At 74.7% G+C, this 16,382-nt stretch carries 14 protein-coding genes and 1 pseudogene; 7 read left to right on the forward strand and 8 right to left on the reverse strand.

Annotated features, from left to right (window positions below; translation table 11 throughout):
• Positions 1 to 13: 13 nt before the first annotated feature.
• The gene (locus tag ACWCXC_RS03425) at positions 14 to 937 is read right to left on the reverse strand and encodes an aminoglycoside phosphotransferase family protein (RefSeq protein WP_450886305.1); all 924 of its coding nucleotides are present in this window, start codon (positions 935 to 937) and stop codon (positions 14 to 16) included.
• A 337-nt stretch (positions 938 to 1,274) separates the two neighbouring features.
• Here ACWCXC_RS03425 and ACWCXC_RS03430 point away from each other — a divergent pair, with 337 nt between their 5' ends.
• From ACWCXC_RS03430 to ACWCXC_RS03440, 3 genes are read left to right on the forward strand one after another with little or no spacing between them, the layout of a single operon-like run.
• Positions 1,275 to 3,485, forward strand: coding sequence for an MMPL family transporter (locus ACWCXC_RS03430; RefSeq protein ID WP_450886307.1), 2,211 nt, complete (start codon positions 1,275 to 1,277; stop codon positions 3,483 to 3,485).
• Positions 3,486 to 3,490: 5 nt separating this feature from the next.
• Complete coding sequence (locus tag ACWCXC_RS03435) at positions 3,491 to 4,681, forward strand: sensor histidine kinase (protein WP_450886309.1); 1,191 nt, start codon at positions 3,491 to 3,493, stop codon at positions 4,679 to 4,681.
• Positions 4,682 to 4,683: 2 nt separating this feature from the next.
• Positions 4,684 to 5,340: a response regulator gene (locus ACWCXC_RS03440; RefSeq protein WP_450886311.1), complete on the forward strand. Its 657-nt coding sequence runs from the start codon at positions 4,684 to 4,686 to the stop codon at positions 5,338 to 5,340.
• A 68-nt stretch (positions 5,341 to 5,408) separates the two neighbouring features.
• On the opposite strand, the gene ACWCXC_RS03445 is transcribed toward ACWCXC_RS03440, so the two are convergent.
• Complete coding sequence (locus ACWCXC_RS03445) at positions 5,409 to 6,704, reverse strand: extracellular catalytic domain type 1 short-chain-length polyhydroxyalkanoate depolymerase (protein ID WP_450681466.1); 1,296 nt, start codon at positions 6,702 to 6,704, stop codon at positions 5,409 to 5,411.
• Positions 6,705 to 6,842: 138 nt separating this feature from the next.
• On the opposite strand from ACWCXC_RS03445, the gene ACWCXC_RS03450 reads away from it, so the two are divergent.
• Positions 6,843 to 8,036: a PucR family transcriptional regulator gene (locus ACWCXC_RS03450; protein WP_450886313.1), complete on the forward strand. Its 1,194-nt coding sequence runs from the start codon at positions 6,843 to 6,845 to the stop codon at positions 8,034 to 8,036.
• A gap of 70 nt (positions 8,037 to 8,106) precedes the next feature.
• Here ACWCXC_RS03450 and ACWCXC_RS03455 read toward each other — a convergent pair whose 3' ends face one another.
• Positions 8,107 to 9,075, reverse strand: coding sequence for an alpha/beta hydrolase (locus ACWCXC_RS03455; protein ID WP_450681439.1), 969 nt, complete (start codon positions 9,073 to 9,075; stop codon positions 8,107 to 8,109).
• 413 nt (positions 9,076 to 9,488) lie between these two features.
• Here ACWCXC_RS03455 and ACWCXC_RS03460 point away from each other — a divergent pair, with 413 nt between their 5' ends.
• Positions 9,489 to 10,166 (forward strand): polysaccharide deacetylase family protein, encoded by a 678-nt coding sequence (locus ACWCXC_RS03460; RefSeq protein ID WP_450886316.1) that lies wholly within the window; start codon positions 9,489 to 9,491, stop codon positions 10,164 to 10,166.
• Between the two features lie 22 nt (positions 10,167 to 10,188).
• Complete coding sequence (locus ACWCXC_RS03465) at positions 10,189 to 11,580, forward strand: SGNH/GDSL hydrolase family protein (protein ID WP_450681441.1); 1,392 nt, start codon at positions 10,189 to 10,191, stop codon at positions 11,578 to 11,580.
• Positions 11,581 to 11,756: 176 nt separating this feature from the next.
• Here ACWCXC_RS03465 and ACWCXC_RS03470 read toward each other — a convergent pair whose 3' ends face one another.
• From ACWCXC_RS03470 to ACWCXC_RS03480, 3 genes and pseudogenes are all read right to left on the reverse strand, one after another.
• On the reverse strand, positions 11,757 to 12,095 hold the full coding sequence (locus tag ACWCXC_RS03470; protein ID WP_450681442.1) for a P-II family nitrogen regulator: 339 nt from the start codon (positions 12,093 to 12,095) through the stop codon (positions 11,757 to 11,759).
• A pseudogene (locus tag ACWCXC_RS03475) lies at positions 12,092 to 13,425 on the reverse strand (ammonium transporter). The gene ACWCXC_RS03470 and the pseudogene ACWCXC_RS03475 overlap by 4 nt, the downstream one beginning before the upstream one ends.
• Before the next feature lie 179 nt (positions 13,426 to 13,604).
• Complete coding sequence (locus ACWCXC_RS03480) at positions 13,605 to 14,495, reverse strand: PhzF family phenazine biosynthesis protein (RefSeq protein ID WP_450681444.1); 891 nt, start codon at positions 14,493 to 14,495, stop codon at positions 13,605 to 13,607.
• A gap of 302 nt (positions 14,496 to 14,797) precedes the next feature.
• On the opposite strand from ACWCXC_RS03480, the gene ACWCXC_RS03485 reads away from it, so the two are divergent.
• Positions 14,798 to 15,589 carry a polysaccharide deacetylase family protein gene (locus tag ACWCXC_RS03485; protein WP_450681445.1) on the forward strand — a complete coding sequence of 264 codons (792 nt, stop codon included), beginning with the start codon at positions 14,798 to 14,800 and terminating at the stop codon, positions 15,587 to 15,589.
• Positions 15,590 to 15,651: 62 nt separating this feature from the next.
• Here ACWCXC_RS03485 and ACWCXC_RS03490 read toward each other — a convergent pair whose 3' ends face one another.
• Both ACWCXC_RS03490 and ACWCXC_RS03495 read right to left on the reverse strand, forming a co-directional pair.
• Complete coding sequence (locus tag ACWCXC_RS03490; protein ID WP_450886319.1) at positions 15,652 to 16,137, reverse strand: HAD family hydrolase; 486 nt, start codon at positions 16,135 to 16,137, stop codon at positions 15,652 to 15,654.
• On the reverse strand, positions 16,104 to 16,379 hold the full coding sequence (locus ACWCXC_RS03495) for an HAD family hydrolase (protein WP_450886321.1): 276 nt from the start codon (positions 16,377 to 16,379) through the stop codon (positions 16,104 to 16,106). The genes ACWCXC_RS03490 and ACWCXC_RS03495 overlap by 34 nt, the downstream gene beginning before the upstream one ends.
• Between the last annotated feature and the right edge of the window lie 3 nt (positions 16,380 to 16,382).

The following is a 16,382-nucleotide window of genomic DNA, read 5'->3' on the forward strand; positions in this document are numbered from 1 at the left end:
GGTGGCGATGGGCTCAGAGCCGGGGCAGCGCCTCGGCCACGGCGGTCTGGGAGGGGTCGATGGCGGTGCGCCCGTCCTCGATGTCCCACAGCGTGTTCTGCAACAGCCGGGCCAGGGTCCAGCCGGCCGCGCGCCGGCGGTCCAGCCCGAGTGCCTCGGTCAGCAGGTCGAAGCGCCGACGCACCACCCGGGGAGCGTCTCCGGTGGCGCGCAGCCTCTCCCAGCCGGTGTCCAGCGCCGGCCACAGGTCGAAGCCCGGGTCACCGACGAGGGGTTCGGGGTCGACGGCCAGCCACGGCTCGCGTGCGGCGGCGAGTACGTTGCCGTAGTGCAGGTCCCAGTGCAGCATCCGGTGGCCGGGCTCCCCGGCCAGTTCGGCGACCGCCGACGCCCAGCCGTGCAGCCGCCGCCGGTCCTCGGGGTCCGGCAGCGCGCCGACGGCCCCCGGCACGGACGCCAGCATGTCGCGTGCGATGTCACCGAGGCCGCGCAGGCCCTCGGGCGCCGGGACGGAGTGCAGCCGGGCCATGAGTCCGGCCAAGGTGCTCATGGCCGCGTCGTCGTCCTCGACGGAAGCCAGCGTGCGTGAGTCGTCCAGGCGCTCCAGCAGCATGGCGCTGCTCTCCGGGTCGTGGTCGAGCAGCCGCACGATGCCGTCGCCGTTCCACGCCCGCAGCCCGATCAGGGCGGCGGTCGTCTCCTCACGGGGCATCTGGAGGCGGAGCGCGGCGCGGCTGCCGTCCCTGCGGCGCACCGGTACCACCAGGGCGGCCTCGCCGGACCCGACGCCGCCGTCGCGCCGCAGTTCCCATCGGTCGAGCAGTTCCGCCACCAGCTCGGGCAGCCGGGCGATCCAGGCCCGTTCCCTGTCACCACCGTTCCTCGTGTACGACGCGATCAGGGCGTCGGGGACGTCGACACCGTGCGGCAACCTCATGGGCGTTGTCCTTCGGGGAGCGGGCGTCCCACCGCGACGCCGCACCGGACCGCGCGGTGGCCGGACCTCCCACCAGCATCTCCCACAGCGCCTCCCGGGCCCGGCGACACCACCCCCGGTCATGCCGTCGGCAGGGGAGGCGCGGCCGTACCGGGCCCCGGAGGCCGGAGGCCCGCTCGCAGGACCGCGCCGACCGTACGGGGGATGCCCCGGGCTCGTGCCCACCGGTCCCGGGCCCGTGTCCACCGGTCGGTGGACACCGGGTTCCACCGGCCGGGGCTGCCGGGCGGGACATGCCCCGGACCAGCATGAACGCATGACAATTCGCCCCGTGCGCATGGCACGTTGGAGCGCCAGGCACCCCTGGCGCGCGATCACCGGCTGGTTCGTCTTCGTCCTGCTCTGCCTCGGTGGAGGGATCGCCGCGGGGAGCAACTCCGCGACCACGGAGGACTTCTGGGTCGGCGAGGCCGGGCACGCCGAGTCGATGGCCACCGAGGCCGGCCTCCAGCGCCGCCCCACCGAGCACGTCCTGATCCGGTCCCGGTCCGGCCCCCTGGACACCGCGCGGGCCGACGAGGCGGCCCGCGATCTGACCGCCCGCATGGCCGCCCTGCCCGAGGTCGCCGAGGTGGCACCGCCGGTCCGGGCGAAGGACGGCAGCGCCCTGCGCGTCACGGTCGTCCTGAACGGCCCCGAGCTGGAAGGGAAGGAGAACGTCGTGCCGCTCCTGGAGCGGACCGCCCGGGTGGCCGAGGCCCACCCGGACCTGATCGTCGAGGAGACCGGATCGCCCGCCATCAGCAAGGGCGTCAACGACCAACGGGACGACGACCTCGCGCTGTCGGAGCGGCTGTCCCTGCCGGTGACCCTCGTCATCCTGCTCGTCGTCTTCGGCTCGGCCGTCATGGCCGGGGTGCCGCTGCTGCTGGCGCTCTCGTCCATCGCCGCCGCCATGGGCCTGTCCATGCTGGCCTCGCACCTGCTGCCGGACCCCGGTGTCGGGACGAACATGATCCTGCTCATGGGCCTGGCCGTCGGCGTCGACTACACCCTCTTCTACCTGAAGCGGGAGCGCGAGGAGCGGGCGCGGGCGGGCGGCAGGCTCGGGCCCGAGGCGCTGGTGGAGCTGGCCTCGGCCACGGCGGGCCGGGCGGTGCTGGTCTCCGGGCTCGCGGTGATCGTCTGCACGTCCACCCTCTATCTGGCCACCGACGTCATCTTCTCCTCGCTGGCCACCGGTACCGTCCTCGTCGTCGCGGTCGCCGTGCTCAGTTCGCTGACCGTGCTGCCCGCGCTGCTCGTGAAACTCGGCCACCGCGCCGAACGGCGGGCCGCGCGGAAGGCCGCCCGCCGACCGCGGCGCGGGGCGCCCGTCCGCGGCGGGAAGGAACGGCCGGAGAACGGCCGCGTCTTCGAGGCGCTGCTGCGCCCGGCCCGGCGGCGGCCCGCGCTCACCCTCTGCGTCTCCGTCCTGGTCATGCTGGCCGTCGCCGCCCCCGCACTGGGGATGAAGCTGATCGACCCGGGCAAGGACACCTTCTCCCGCTCCATCCCGGCCATGCGGGTGTACGACCGGCTGACCGCCGCCTTCCCCGAACTGCTTGTCACGCACGAGGTCGTCACCCGCAACGCGCCCGGCCGTGCCACCGAGGTCAGGGAAGCCCTGACCGAACTGGGCCGGCGGGCCCAGGCCGATCCGCTCTTCGCCCGGGGCGCCGCGCCCGTGGTGCGGACCTCGGCCGACGGCCGGACGAGCGTGCTGGCCCTGCCCGTCCCGCATCCGGCGCCCTCCGACGAGGCCATCGACTCGCTCACCCGGCTCCGGGACCGCTACATCCCGGCGACGGTCGGCGCGCTGACGGGAACGGACACGGCGGTCAGCGGGGACGTGGCCCGGGGGCAGGACTATGTGCGCCATGAGCGTGGCCAACTCCCACTGGTGCTCGGCCTCCTGCTGCTCCTGACCTTCGCGACGACGGCGATAGCGTTCCGCTCCACGGTCATCGGACTGCTCGGCGTCGGACTGAACCTGCTCTCCGCCGCCGCCGCGCTCGGCGCGCTCGTCCTGGTCTTCCAGGGCAGTTGGGCGGAGGGACTGCTCGGCTTCGACTCGCTCGGCGCCATCGCCTCCCGGGTGCCGCTCTTCCTCTTCGTGCTGCTCTTCGGGCTCTCGATGGACTACCAGGTCTTCGTCGTCAGCCGGATCAAGGAGGCCCTGGACCACGGGGCGACGGCGCGCGAGGCGGTGCTCGACGGCATCGCCCGCTCGGCCAAGGTGGTGACGAGCGCGGCCCTGGTCATGGTCACGATCTTCGCCGCCTTCGTCTTCCTGCACCTCACCGAGATGAAGCAGATGGGCTTCTGCCTGGCCGTCGCGGTCCTCCTGGACGCCGTTGTCATCCGCCTGATGATCCTGCCGTCCGCCCTGCTCCTGCTCGGGGAGCGGGCCTGGCGCCCGCTGCGCCCCGCACGGCGGGCCCCGGCCGCGTCACCGTCCACGGGCCTGGCGACCGCTGCTGCCCCCGCCGCCCCGCCCGTAGGCTGACGACCATGCTTCAGCGGCCCCGGCGGGGCGATCCGGTCTGGATCTGGGTGCTCCACGGATGGGAGGCCCTGTCCTGGGGCCTGACCGCCCTCGTCGTCCTGATCACGACGCTGGGCGGCACCCCGGCGGACCGCAAACTCGGCATCCTCGCGCTGACGGCCGCACTGGCCCTCTGCTACGCGGCGGTGCGGCTGCGCCCCGGAAACCGGGTGCTGAGGCCGTACGGGTATCTGGGCGTCCTCGTCGTGGTGCTGGGCGGACTGGCGTATCTGGGCGACGGATACGGGGTCTTCTACACGGTGATGCTCGCCCAGTTCCTCGTCTTCTCGGACAGTCCCCGGGGCGTCGTCGTCCTCACCGGTCTCGGGGCCGTGGCCATCACGGTCGGCGGGAGCCTGCGGGAGGGCGGCGGCGCGGAGGTGTTCCTCACGAACGCCATCTCCTCCGCCGCCGTCTGGGCGGTCGCGGTCGTGATGGCGCTGCTGACGCCCCGGGCCCTGGCCCAGCGCGACGAACGGGCGGTGCTGCGGGCCCAGTTGACGAGCACCCGCCTCGAACTGGCCGAGATGTACCAGCGCCAGGGCGCGGCGGAGGAACGCGAACGCATCGCCCGGGAGATCCACGACACCCTCGCCCAGGGCTTCGCCTCCATCATCGTGCTCGCCGAGGCGGCCGCCGCCCAGCTCGACGTGGACACCGCCCGCAGCGCCCAGCAGCTCCGCTCCATCGAGCGCACGGCCCGGGAGAACCTGGCCGAGGCCCGGATCCTGGTCGGCTCCGCCCCGGCGGGCGGGGCCGCCGACCCCGGTTCCCTCGCGACGACGCTCCGCCGCACCCTGGACCGCTTCGCCGAGGACACCGGGCTCGCCGTGACGGCGGAGCTGAACGACGTGGCGTGCGACCGGCCCGCCCGGATCGCCATGCTGCGCTGCACCCAGGAGTCCCTGGCCAACGTCCGCAAGCACGCGGGCGCCACCACGGTCGGGCTGGTCCTGGTGCAGGCGGCCGACACCGTCGAGCTGGAGATCACCGACGACGGACGCGGGTTCGTCGTCAAGGAGGCCCGGGGCTTCGGCCTCGACGGGATGAGGCGCAGGCTCGCGGAGTTCGGCGGCGGCCTCACCGTGACCAGTTCGCTCGGGGACGGCACCCGCGTCCTCGCCACCATCCCGCTCCCCCTCGACGGACAGGTGTGACCATGACCGAAGGACCTGCGGGACCCCCGCCCCCGCTGCGGATCGTCCTGGCCGACGACCACACCGTGATGCGCTCCGGTCTGGTCGCCCTGCTCTCCTCGGAACCCACTGTCGAGATCGTCGGCGAGGCCGGCGACGGCGCCGAGGCGGTGCGCCTCGTCGAACGGCTCCGCCCCGACGTGATCCTCCTGGACCTGCGGATGCCCGTCCTCGACGGGGTGGGCGCCACCGAACGCATCGTCGCCGGCGACGCCCCCACGCGCGTCCTCATCCTCACCACCTACGACACCGACGCCGACATCGAGCGCGGCGTCGAGGCCGGCGCCACCGGCTACCTCCTCAAGGACGCCACCCGCGAGCAGTTGGTCGAGGCCATCCACACCGCGTCCCGGGGCGAGACCGTCCTCGCTCCCCGCGTGGCCCAGCGCCTCGTCGCCCGCATGCGCCGCCCCGCGCCCGTCACCCTGACCGCCCGCGAGGCCGAGGTCCTGCGGGCGGTCGCGGACGGCCTCTCCAACGGCGACATCGGCCGCCGCCTCTTCATCGGCGAGGCCACCGTCAAGACCCACCTCCTCCGGATCTTCGCCAAACTCGACGTCAGCGACCGCACCCGCGCCGTCGTGGTCGCGCTGGAGGCGGGGCTGCTGAGCGGGGAGTGAGCGCCCGTCCGGGAACGCGAAGACGCCCGGCCGGAAACCCGGCCGGGCGGGCGCTTCGAACGCGGGGGTCAGGTCGTGGTGCAGGTGGTGGTGCCCAGGCGGAAGGCCGTGGGAGCGGCGGTGTTGCCGGTGTGGGTGGCCTGGTAGCCGATCTGGAGGGAGGCGCCGGGGGCGAGAGAGGCGTTGTAGGGGAGGTTGGTGGCGGTGACGGTGCCGGTGGTGGGGGAGTAGGTGGCGCTCCAGCCGGAGGTGAGGGTCTGGCCGGGCGGCAGGGCGAAGGTGAGGGACCAGCCGTTGAGGGGGGTGGCGCCGGTGTTGGTGAGGGTGACGGAGGCGGTCAGTCCGGTGTTCCAGGCGCTGGTCGTGACGGCGACCCGGCAGGCCGAGGGGTCGGTGCCGGGGTCGGGGTCCGGGTCGGTCGGGGTGGTGGAGTCCAGGCCGAAGAAGGTGATGGCGCGCGCCTCCATGCCGGACAGGGGCAGGCTGTGGCCGACGCCCTGGACGCTGATCGCCTCGACGGGTGCGCGGTCACCGGTCGCCCCGTACCGGGTGCGGGTCCAGCCGGCCTGCGGGGTGTCGGTGGAGACCGGGGTCCGGGAGACGCCGAGGACATGGGTCCACTGGTCGATCTCCTCGCCGAAGTTCGGGTAGCGCAGGGTGGCGTCCTCGGTGCCGTGCCAGAGCTGCATCCGGGGCCGGGCACCGCTGTAGCCCGGGTACGCGGCGCGGGCCAGGTCGCCCCACTGCTGCGGGGTGCGGTCCACCGTGCCGTTGGCGCAGGCACTGTTCCAGCCCGAGCCGTCCGTGGTGGCGAAGCAGGAGTGCGGGACGCCCATGAAGGCCGCGCCCGCCTTGAACACGTCCGGGTAGTCGCCCAGCAGGACGTTGGTCATCATCGCGCCGGAGGAGGCGCCGGTGACGTACGTACGGTCGGGGTCGGCGCCGTAGCGCTGCTGGACGTATCCCACCATCGACCGGATCCCCACCGGGTCGCTGCCGCCGTCCCGCCGCAGCGCCTGCGGGGAGGAGACGTCGAAGCAGTTGCCGCTGCGGGTGGCGGACGGGTAGATCACGAGGAAGCCGTACCGGTCGGCGAGCGAGGCGAACGCCGTACCGGAGTAGAAGGCCGGGCCGGACCCCGTGCAGTAGTGCACCGCCACCAGGACGGGCGGGCGGGCCCCGGCGGAGGCCGGCACGTAGAGGTGCATGCGCAGGCCGCTGGGGTTGGCGCCGAAGTCCGTCACCTCGGTCAGCGAGGCGGCGGAGGCCGGGGGCGACACGGCGAGCAGCAGCGCGGAGAGGAGCGGCAGCACCCCGCCGAACAGCGCGGCCAGCCGGCGCCCGAACGGGCTCCGCCCCGGCATCCGGCCACGGGCGGCGGCCGGTTCGCGCGGGGTGCGCGGAGGCGTCCTCCGGAGGTGCGCGAGGGGGCCGGCCGGGGTCGCGGTTCGGCCGGTCATGGATCTATTGGTCATGTCCCTGTCCTTCCTAGACTGCCCGCTGTGAAGGGATTGCTGCTGCGGCTCTCGGCGCTGGACGCCGACGCCGCCACCGCCGTGCGCGTGATCGCCCACTTCGAGGCGCTGCTCGGCGGCGGTCCTGACCCGGTGTCCCTGGCGCGGTCCACGGCGGGTCTGGCCGGGTGCGCGGCGGGGCTGGAACTCCCCGACGGGCGCGCGGCACGCTTCGGTCCCGGCGGCGCGGCCCTGCGCGGGGCGCCCGTCCAGGTCTCGGGCCGGGTGGCGCTGGAGCCGTCCGGCGCGGTCTGGCTGGAGCGGCCCGGCGCCCCCGAGCCCTTCGACGAACTCGTCCTGGAGTGGATGGCCATCACCGCCCGGGTGCTGGCCGGCCGCCCCTGGCAGCCGCCGGGCCTGCGCCCCGCCGATCCGGCCCTCGTGGAACTCGTCCTCTCCGGCCGCGAGGACGTCCCCGACCGCGTCCGCGCCCTCCGGCTGCTGGGGTTCTCCCCCGACACCGGCCTGCGCGTCATCGCCGTCGCCTCTCGCCCCGGCGCCGACCCGGGCGTGGAAGCCGTGGCCCTGCTCGGACGTGGCGCCCCGATGGGCACCGTCCGGGTGGCCCGGGTCGGCGCACTGGGCGCCGCGCTCGTCCAGCCCGCCGACGACGGGCCCGGGACAGATGCCGACGACGATCCGGCGGCCCGGCTGCGGGAGGCGCTGCGGACCCGCGCGGGGGACGGAACGGTCCGGCACGGGCGGGACGCGCCCGGCATCCGGGTCGGGGTCGGTGGCGCGGCCGGTCCGCTGGAGGCGCGTGCCTCGTGGTGCCAGGCGCGGGCGGCGTTGCGGTTCGCGGTGGCGGGGGACCCGCTGGAGGCGGTGGCCGACCACGGTGAGCTGGGGCCGGTCGCGCTGCTGGCCGATGTCCCGGCCGACCGGCTGCGGGCCCAGCCGGACGTGCGCGGGCTCGGGCGGCTGGCCCGGGACGAGCGGGGCGGGCAGGGCGCCGCGCTGCTGGCCGCGCTGTCGGCGTTCTGCCGCACCGGCACCCTGCGCCAGGCGGCGGCCGAACTCCACCTCCACCACAGCTCGGTGGCCGCCCGGCTGGCCCGGGTGGAGAAGGAGTGCGGCTGGAACCTCCGTGACCCCCACGACCGCTTCAGCGCCCATCTCGCGCTGTACGCCCTGCGGCTGGCGGAGGCGCCGGACGCGGGGGAGCCACCGGAGCGGGGGTGAGGCACGGGGCGGCCCCTCAACCAGCCTCGCTCGGCGCATGGTTGGAGCGCGACCGGCCACGCCCGCCCCTTCACCCTCGCCCCAGCGCCGCGCCGAGCACCGAGACGGCCTCGTGGGTGGCGTCCTGGATGACGGCCGCGTGGTCGACCGCCCAGGCCCCGTGAAAGGTCCCGGGGAGCATGCGGATCCTGGCGGGGACGGCGGCGGCGGCCAGCGCGTGCGCGTAGTCGATGCCCTCGTCCCGCAGCGGGTCGAATTCCATGACCGAGATGTACGCGGGCGGCAGCCCGGTCAGCGCGGCGGCCGGGGCACGGCCCGGGGCGGCGTAGACGGGGACGGGCGCACCGGCCCGCGTCCGGCCGCCCAGGTACGCGTCCCAGCTGAGGCGGGCGTGGTGCCGGTTCCACACCGGCGTATCGGTGAACAGCCGGGCGCTGGGCGTCTCCAGGCGGTCGTCGAGCGCGGGGCTGCACAGGTGCTGGAAGCGGATCGCGGGGCCGCCCCGGTCCCGGCTGAGGAGGGTCAGCGCGGCGGCCAGACCGGCTCCGGCGCTGTCGCCCCACAGGGCGATCCGGTCGGCGCGCGCCCCGAGGGCGCCGGCGCGTTCCGCCAGCGCGCACAGCCCGGCGTAGCAGTCCTCCAGGGCGGCGGGGTAGGGGTGTTCGGGCGCGAGCCGGTAGTCGACGGAGACGACGAGCGCCTCCAGCTCCCGGCAGAGCAGCAGGTTCCAGTCGTGGTCCACGTCCGGTGAGCCGAGGACGAAGCCGCCGCCGTGGATGCCGTACACGACGGGCAGCGGCTCGGCCCCGCGCCTGCGGAGCCGGGGCCGGTGCAGGCGCAGCGTCACGTCCGGGGCGCCCGGCGGCCCCGGGACGCGCAGCTCCTCGATGTCCACGCCCTCGCTGTCCGACGCGGCCAGCGCGACCGCGAGCTGCCGGGCCTGGGCGGCCCGCGCGGCGGCGAGGTCGGAGAGGTCGACCTCGGGCATCAGCGCCAGTGCGGCGGCGAGTTCAGGATCGAAAGCGTGCGGTGCGCGCATGTCCCTCCTCCGGTTCCGGACGTGCCCGGCGGTGCGGTGGTCAGACGTTCTCACGCCGTGTTCGCGCAGGTCATCCGACGTGTGTCGGGAGGAGGGGCGGCCGGACCCGCCACGGTGGAGGAATCTGCCGGGTTCTCCACCGGGCGAGCCCCGGAGAACCCGCCTCTGACCTGCGGATTCGACGCCCCCGTACGGAAATCGGGCCCTCTTGACGCGGGCCTGGGGCGTCCCTAGGTTCTCCTCGCTCGATCGGTATCACACTCGAAACTTTCGGCGTGGGGGCGGTAGTGAACAGGAACAAGAGCACGAACGGGAACGGGAACGGGAACGGGAGCAGAGGGGGAGGCGGGGGCGCGGGCGGGCGCACGGGCCGACGCGGAGCCTCCGCCCGGCGTCGCGGCCTCGCCCGCCGGGTGGCCCCGCTGCTGCTCACCTGCGGGATGTGCCTGGGCGCGCTGACGGTGACCGGGACCGCCCGCGCGGACCAGGCCGGCACCGGCATCGTCGACTCCACCCGGCACGGCGGCCGTACGGTCGCGCTGACCTTCGACGACGGGCCGAACCCCACCGAGACGCCCCGGCTGCTGTCGGTGCTGCGGGCGCACCACGTCAAGGCGGTGTTCTGCCTGTGGGGCGAGCACGTGCGGGCCCACCCGGAGCTGGTGCGGGCGATCGTGGCGGGCGGGCACACGCTGTGCAACCACACCATGAACCACGACGATCTGGCCTCCTGGCCCCCGGAGCGGATCCGGGCCGATCTGGAGCGGACGAACGCCGAGATCCGCCGGGCGGCCCCGGGCGCGCGCATCCCGTACTTCCGTGCCCCGTACGGGAGCTGGGGGCAGAGCCCGCAGGTGGCGAGCGGTCTGGGGATGCAGCCGCTGGGCTGGCGGCTGGCGGTCGGCGACTGGGAGCCGCCGGGCACCGACGAACTGGTCCGCCGGCTGGAGGAGGGCATCACCCCCGGCTCGGTGGTGCTGCTGCACGACGGCGGGGGCGACCGCAGCCAGACGGTCGAGGCCGTCGACCGTCTCGTGCCGTTGCTCAGGTCCCAGGGCTGGCGCTTCGAACGCCCCGCCCGCCGCGCGTAGGACGACCCGACAGGAGAGTTGGATGGATACGCATTCCGCACGACGGCACGGACGACCGGCGCCCCGGAGCGGGCCGCGCGCCCGCCGGGCCGGCGCACGGATCGTGGCCCTGGTGGCCGGGGCCCTGCTGCTGGCCACCGTGCAGCCGGCCGCCGCCGCGCCCCGGCCGCACCCCGCGCAGACGGCCGCGGCCGGCCGGGGAGCGGCCACGGACCCGTGGACGGGCACCTGGGCGACCACGCCCACCGGGCGGCCCGCTTCCGACACCACCGTGTTCGAGGACCAGACCATCCGGCAGGTCGTGCACCTGAGCCTCGGCGGTGACCGGGTGCGGCTGCGGCTGTCGAACGAGTTCGGGGACCGGCCCCTGGTGATCGGGCAGGTCCGGGTGGCCCGCCCGGCGCCCGGGGGCCCGGACTCACGGACCGACCCGCGCACCGACCGGCCGGTGACCTTCGGCGGCCGGACGTCGGTGACGGTCCCGGCGGGCTCCCCGCTGCTCAGCGACCCGGTCGAGCTGCGGGTGGGGGCGGGCAGCGACCTCGTCGTCAGCATCCATCTGCCCGAACGCACCCCCGGCACCACGCTCCACGCCTTCGCCCAGCGGCAGAACTACCTCGCCCCCGGCGACGTGACCGCCCGCTCCGCCATCGACGCCACCGCCACCACCGACCGCTGGTACTTCCTCACCGGGGTGAGCGTGAGCGGCGGCGGGGCCCGGGGCGCGGCGCGCCCCTCCGCCGTGGTCGCCCTCGGCGACTCCATCACGGACGGCGCGAACACCGAGCCGGGCGCCGACCACCGCTGGCCCGATCTGCTGGCCGAGCGCCTGCGGACCGCCTCCGGACCGGCGTACGCGCGGGGCGTCCTCAACGAGGGCGTCAGCGGCAACCGCCTGCTGCACGACCCCAATCCGCCCGCCGGATCCGACGCCGAGAACTTCGCCGCCTACTTCGGCCAGAGCGCCCTGCGCCGCTTCGACCGCGACGTCGCCTCCCAGCCGGGCGCGTCCCATCTCCTCGTGCTCCTGGGGGTGAACGACCTCGGCCACCCCGGAACCGTCGCTCCCCTCTCCGAACGGGTGTCGGCCCAGGACCTGATCGACGCCCACCGGCAGCTCGTGGCACGGGCGCACGCGCGCGGACTGAAGGCGTACGGCGGCACGATCCTGCCGTTCAAGGGGGACACCCTCGGCTTCTACAGCGCCGAGAACGAGGCCGCCCGCCAGACGTTCAACCGCTGGCTGCGCACGAGTGGCGTCTACGACGGCGTCATCGATTTCGACCGGGCCCTGCGCGACCCGGCCGATCCGCAGCGGCTGCTCGCCGCGTACGACAGCGGCGACCACCTCCACCCGAACGACGCGGGCGCCCGTGCGATGGCCGACGCGGTACCGCTGAAGCTGCTGCGCTGACGGGGGCGGGTCCGTCGGGGCCTGGCCGGGTCCGGTGCCCGGGCGGGGTCCGGTGGTCCGACGGCGTCCGGCGGGCCGGTCCCGGCGGGCCGGTCCCGGCGGGTGGCTGCGCCAGGACGAGTGGTCCGCAGGCGCGATGGGGGCCGGTCCCGAATCCGGCGGGACCGGGCACCGTCCTACAGAGCGTCCGGGCCCCGCTCGCCCGTGCGGACCCGCACGACCGTCTCGACCGGCTGCACCCACACCTTGCCGTCGCCGATGCGGCCGGTGCGGGCCGCGCCGGTGATCGCGTCGAGGGCGGCCTCCGCGTCCGCGTCCGCGACGACGACCTCGACGCGGACCTTGGGAACCAGGTCGACGCGGTACTCGGCGCCCCGGTACACCTCGGTGTGACCGTGCTGCCGGCCGTAGCCGCCGGCCTCGGTGACGGTGAGCCCGTGCACGCCGAGTTCCTGGAGGGCGGTCTTCACCTCGTCGAGGCGGTGCGGTCGGACGACGGCGGTGATCAGCTTCATGGGGCGGGGTTCCTGTCCTGGGGAAGCGGGGGGAGCGTGGCCGGCCGGACGGTCACGGCCGGCGCGGCACCGTGACCCAGGGCGCCGTGATCGTAGGCGCTCTCCGCGTGCTGTGTCTGGTCCAGGCCCGTCAACTCCTCCTCCGCCGAGGCGCGCAGCCCCATGACGCGGTCGACGGCCCGGCCGATCGCGTACGTCATGCCGAAGGTGTACGCCGCCACGGCGACGACGGCGACGGCCTGCCGGGCGAGCTGGCCGAACCCGCCCCCGTAGAGGAGCCCTTCGGCGCCGCCGGTCATCGTGGCGGTGGCGAACAGGCCGATGAGCAGGGTGCCGACGACCCCGCCGACGAAGTGCACGCCGACGACGTCCAGGGAGTCGTCGTAGCCGAGGCGGAACTTCCAGGCGACCGCGTACGAGAGACCACGCCCGCCGCCAGTCCAACCGCGGCCCCGCCCAGGACGCCCACGGTGCCGCAGGCCGGGGTGATCGCGACCAGTCCGGCGACCGCGCCCGAGGCCGCGCCGAAGGTGGTGGGGTGGCCGTCGCGCCGCTGCTCGACGAAGAGCCAGCCGAGCAGTCCGGTGCAGCCGGCCACGAGGGTGTTGAGGACGGAGGCCGCCGCCAGGCCGTCGGCGGCGAGCGCGGGGCCGCCGTTGAACCCCAGCCAGCCGAACCAGAGGAGGCCCGCGCCGAGCATCACCATGGGCAGGCTGTGCGGGCGCATCGCCTCCTTCCGGAAGCCGATGCGCGGACCCACGACCAGGGCGAGCGCCAGCCCGGACGCCCCGGACGCGATCTCCACGACGAGCCCGCCCGCGAAGTCCAGCGCGCCCAGCGACTCCTTGATCCAGCCGCCCGGACCCCACACCCAGTGCGCCACGGGGGCGTACACGAGGAGCGTCCACACCGGGACCAGGACCAGCCAGGCCGCGAAGCGGGTGCGGTCCGCGACCGCCCCGCTGATCAGCGCGGCGGTGAGGATCGCGAACGTCAGCTGGAACGTGGTGAACAGCAGCGTGGGGACCCCGCCCGTGAGGCTGCCGGGCCCGATGCCCGCCATCCCCGCGTGCCGGAGGTCGCCGACGAGCCCGCCGAACGCGTCGTCCCCGAAGGCCAGCGCGTAGCCCGCGAGGAGCCAGACGACGGTGACGAGCGCCACCGAGACGAAGCTCATCATCAGCATGTTGAGTACGTTCTTCGTCCGGACCATCCCGGCGTAGAACAGGGCCAGTCCGGGCGTCATCAGCAGGACGAGCGCGGTGGCGGCGAGCAGCCAGGCGGTGTCACCTGTGTCGAGCCCTGCCGCCGCCACGGTCACGCGGGCCATGGGCGTTCCTTCCTCGGGGGTGCGGGCGACTGCGAGCGTGACCCGTGCGCGTTTCGTCCCGAGGTCCCGAAGGTTTCCGCCGCATTTCATTGCGCCGGGGTTGCCGCGATCTCACGGCGGGGCGCGGTGCCCGCCGAACGGCACCGCGCCCCGACGTCCTACGCCTCGATCCCGGCGTCCTACGCCTCGATCCGGGCCCCGGCCCCGCTCACCCGCACCCGGGGGTCACCCGCGCGCAGTTCGACGCGGAGTTCGCCGGGGCGGCCCATGTCCGCGCCCTGGTGCAGCAGGAGGACGGATTCCTCGGGGACCAGCCCCAGGTCCCGCGCGTACGCCCCGAAGGCCGCCGCCGCCGCGCCGGTCGCCGGGTCCTCGACCACCCCGCCGACGGGGAACGGGTCGCGCACGTGGAACACCGACTCCGACTCCCGCCACACCAGTTGCAGGGTGGTGAGTTCCAGCCGCGTCATGAACGCCTTCAGCCGCTCGAAGTCGTACGCGAGCGCCGCGAGCCGCTCCCGGGTCGCGGCGGCCAGTACGAGGTGCCGGGCGCCCGCGTAGCCGATCCGGGGCGGCAGCGCCGGATCCAGATCGGCGGCCTCCCAGTCCAGGGCCGACAGCGCCTCCGCGACGTCCTCGTGCGCCACCGCGTGGACCGAGGGCTCCACGCTCGTGAGGGTCGCCCGCAGGGTCCCGTCCGGCCCCCGCACCACCTCGACCGGAACCGTCCCGGCCGGGGTGGCCAGGACCAGCTCGCCGGGGCCGTGGCGTTCGGCGTGGGCCAGGGCGGTGGCGATCGTGGCGTGTCCGCAGAAGGACACCTCGGCCAGCGGTGAGAAGTACCGGACGGTGAAGGCGCGTTCCCGGCCGCGGAGCTCCGCCGGGGGTGCGGTCAGGAACGCGGTCTCGCTGTAGCCCAGCCGGGCGGCGATGGCCAGTTGCTCGGCGTCGGACAGCCCGGTGGCGTCCAGCACGACGCCGGCCGGGTTGCCGCCCGCCGGGTCGGTGGAGAAGGCGGTGTAGCGGAGGACCTCGGGGGCGGGGCGTGAAAGGGATGTCGGTGTCGTCACCGGTCAAGGATGCGGGCGGCGGGCCCCGTACGGAAGGAACGGCCCGGGGCACCCTCGTGGTGACGGCCCGGCCGCATGCCGGGGAGAGGGACGGCGGGGGGCACGACGTCCCAGGTCGCGGCGGGCGCGAGCCCTTTGGCACCGGTGCGGGAAACCGTCCGACACTGTCGCGGAACCGCCGTCTCTGTCGCAGCGGCCCTGCAGAATTGTCCGTGATCGGTAACCGTGCTATCTCGAAGGCCTGTTCGCATGTCTTGATGGGTGCACGGCATCGGTGACGGCGACCAAGGGGCGGGGCGGACATGGCGAAGCACAAGGGCAGAGCAGGGCACTTCCGGCTGATGGCCGCGGCGCTCGGGGTGACGGCGCTGGCCGCGGCGACCTCGCTGTGGACCGCGCAGGCCAACCCGGCCGAGGGCACGCCGCAGGCCGGTGTCTCCTCGCCGGCCGCCGAGCACCACGAGGAGGCGGAGGGGGACAAGGTCGTCAAGGTCGCGGAGGACATCGCGCACGCCTCGGACCGGGGCGAGCACGGCGTCAACATCACCATCGACGACGGCCCGGACCCGCGCTGGACCCCGCAGGTGCTGGAGCTCCTCAAGGAGAACAAGGTCAAGGCCACGTTCTGCATGGTCGGCACGCAGGCCGAGGCGTACCCGAACCTGGTGAAGGCGGTCGTGGCCGGCGGGCACAAGCTCTGCAACCACACCGTCTCCCACGACACCGCGATGGACAAGAAGTCCGAGGCGTACCAGTCGAAGGAGATCCTGGACGCCGAGCGCATGATCACCAAGGCGTCCGGCGGGGTCCGCCCGCAGTACTACCGCGCCCCGGGCGGCGCCTTCACCCCGTACAGCCGGCACCTCGCCGCCTCCCACGGGATGCGCCCGCTCGGCTGGAACGTCGACACGAAGGACTTCGAGCGCCCCGGCGTCGACGCGATGGTCTCCACGGTCAAGAGCGAGATCGCCAACGGCCCGACGGTCCTCTTCCACGACGCGGGCGGCGACCGCTCCCAGACCCTCGAAGCGCTCCGCCAGGTCCTGCCGTGGCTGCGGGAGCAGGGCTACGAGTTCGGCTACCCGGTCCGCTGACCCGGCCGCCCCCCCCGCCGTACCGCATCACCACCGCCCCGACCGCCTGACGGACGCCCCCGTCAGGCGGTCGCGCGTGCGAGCGCGGCCGTCAGTTCGGTGAGCGCCCCGATCCGCAGGTCCGAGCCGTCCGCCTCAGGCGACGGGCCGCCCGTATAGAAGTCCACGCCCCGGTCCAGCCAGACCCCGGTCAGCCCGGCCCGCACCGCCGCCCGCGCGTCGCCCTCCAGCACATCGCCCACATTGACCGCCCGCGCCGGCTCCACCCCCATCCGCGCACACGCGGCCGCGTACGCGTGCGGCTTCGCCACCCCCAGTTCGGCGGGCGTCAGCACCGCCTCCACGTAGTCCAGCAGCCCGAACCGCTCCAGCTTCGCCCGCTGCTGCCCCGCGTTCCCGTTGGTGAGCACGGCCAGCCGGGGCCGCCCCTCAAGCCCCCTCAACTCCTCCAGGCACGGCAGCACATCGGGATAGCACCGCCAGTTCTCCGCGAACGGCGCCAGATACCGCTCCGCTATCCACGCGTCCAGCCCCTCTCCGTCCGGCACGACCTCCCCAGCACCGGCAGGAACGCCCGCAGCCGCCGCCGGTGATGCTCCCCGAACGAGCACTCCCCGGCCAGGTACTCCCCCATGTACCGCGCCTCCAGCGCCCACCACAGGTCCGCCAACTCCCCCGTCGGGGCCGTCGCGTTCGGGGACTCGCGGGCGATCCGGCCGATGGTCTCGAAGACCGCGCGCCGGTGATCGACCAGGGTGCCGTCGAGATCGAGGAAGATGACGTCCGCCATGGG

Source organism: Streptomyces sp. NPDC001515, from assembly GCF_053597115.1.

Excerpts from the sequence above, each read along its gene's own strand:
- ACWCXC_RS03425 (WP_450886305.1), bottom strand. The coding sequence starts at position 937 with ATGAGGTTGCCGCACGGTGTCGACGTCCCCGACGCCCTGATCGCGTCG.
- ACWCXC_RS03430 (WP_450886307.1), top strand. The coding sequence starts at position 1,275 with ATGGCACGTTGGAGCGCCAGGCACCCCTGGCGCGCGATCACCGGCTGG.
- ACWCXC_RS03435 (WP_450886309.1), top strand. The coding sequence starts at position 3,491 with ATGCTTCAGCGGCCCCGGCGGGGCGATCCGGTCTGGATCTGGGTGCTC.
- ACWCXC_RS03440 (WP_450886311.1), top strand. The coding sequence starts at position 4,684 with ATGACCGAAGGACCTGCGGGACCCCCGCCCCCGCTGCGGATCGTCCTG.
- ACWCXC_RS03445 (WP_450681466.1), bottom strand. The coding sequence starts at position 6,704 with ATGCCGGGGCGGAGCCCGTTCGGGCGCCGGCTGGCCGCGCTGTTCGGC.
- ACWCXC_RS03455 (WP_450681439.1), bottom strand. The coding sequence starts at position 9,075 with ATGCGCGCACCGCACGCTTTCGATCCTGAACTCGCCGCCGCACTGGCG.
- ACWCXC_RS03465 (WP_450681441.1), top strand. The coding sequence starts at position 10,189 with ATGGATACGCATTCCGCACGACGGCACGGACGACCGGCGCCCCGGAGC.
- ACWCXC_RS03470 (WP_450681442.1), bottom strand. The coding sequence starts at position 12,095 with ATGAAGCTGATCACCGCCGTCGTCCGACCGCACCGCCTCGACGAGGTG.
- ACWCXC_RS03485 (WP_450681445.1), top strand. The coding sequence starts at position 14,798 with ATGGCGAAGCACAAGGGCAGAGCAGGGCACTTCCGGCTGATGGCCGCG.
- ACWCXC_RS03495 (WP_450886321.1), bottom strand. The coding sequence starts at position 16,379 with ATGGCGGACGTCATCTTCCTCGATCTCGACGGCACCCTGGTCGATCAC.